General features: G+C 64.1%; 2 protein-coding genes. Both read right to left on the bottom strand.

Annotated elements, in window-relative coordinates; translation table 11 throughout:
• Positions 1–116: 116 nt before the first annotated feature.
• Entirely contained in the window at positions 117–587 is a 471-nt protein-coding gene (gene rpsG, locus G6W55_RS37815; protein WP_030788318.1) for a 30S ribosomal protein S7, read from the bottom strand.
• A 3-nt stretch (positions 588–590) separates the two neighbouring features.
• Positions 591–962, bottom strand: a complete 372-nt coding sequence (rpsL, locus tag G6W55_RS37810; RefSeq protein ID WP_003948652.1) for a 30S ribosomal protein S12 — start codon at positions 960–962, stop codon at positions 591–593.
• Positions 963–986 lie beyond the last annotated feature (24 nt).

Genomic DNA, 986 nt, shown 5'->3' with positions numbered 1-986 from the left:
GTCGTCTTGCCCGCGTCGATGTGGGCCATGATCCCGATGTTGCGGACCTTGGCCAGGTCAAGTGAAGTGGTAGCCATAAGGCTTCAGTCTTCTCTCGGTCTCGATGTGGGTAGCGACTACCAGCGGTAGTGCGCGAAGGCCTTGTTGGACTCGGCCATCTTGTGCGTGTCCTCGCGCTTCTTCACAGCGGCACCCAGGCCGTTGGAGGCGTCGAGAAGCTCGTTGAGCAGGCGCTCGGTCATGGTCTTCTCGCGACGGGCGCGGGAGTAACCGACGAGCCAGCGCAGCGCGAGCGTGCTGGCGCGGCCGGGCTTGACCTCGACCGGGACCTGGTAGGTCGCGCCACCGACACGGCGGGACTTGACCTCGATGGTCGGCTTGATGTTCTCGAGAGCGCGCTTCAGCGTGATGACCGGGTCGTTGCCGGTCTTCTCGCGCAGGCCCTCCATGGCGCCGTAGACGATGCGCTCGGCGGTGGAGCGCTTGCCGTTCAGCAGCACCTTGTTGATGAGCGAGGTGACAAGAGGAGAACCGTAGACCGGGTCGATGATGACCGGGCGCTTCGGGGCAGGGCCCTTACGAGGCATTTCTTACTTCTCCTTCTTGGCGCCGTAGCGGCTGCGGGCCTGCTTGCGGTTCTTGACACCCTGGGTGTCGAGGGAGCCGCGGATGATCTTGTAGCGAACACCCGGCAGGTCCTTCACACGGCCGCCGCGCACGAGCACGATGGAGTGCTCCTGCAGGTTGTGTCCCTCACCCGGAATGTAAGCGGTGACCTCGATGCCGCTGGTCAGACGCACACGCGCGACCTTACGCAGGGCCGAGTTCGGCTTCTTCGGGGTGGTCGTGAACACACGCGTGCAGACGCCACGACGCTGAGGGGAACCCTCGAGTGCGGGCGTCTTGTTCTTCTCGACCTTGTCCTGCCGGCCCTTACGGACCAGCTGCTGGATCGTAGGCACTACTTCTCCGGTTTCTGTGTGCCG

Source organism: Streptomyces sp. CAI-85 (assembly GCF_013363615.1).
Classification (GTDB): domain Bacteria; phylum Actinomycetota; class Actinomycetes; order Streptomycetales; family Streptomycetaceae; genus Streptomyces; species Streptomyces antibioticus_B.
Note: the sequence above shows the minus strand (reverse complement) of the source record. Positions and strands in the feature narration are given on the sequence as shown.

Excerpts from the sequence above, each read along its gene's own strand:
- rpsG (WP_030788318.1), bottom strand. The coding sequence starts at position 587 with ATGCCTCGTAAGGGCCCTGCCCCGAAGCGCCCGGTCATCATCGACCCG.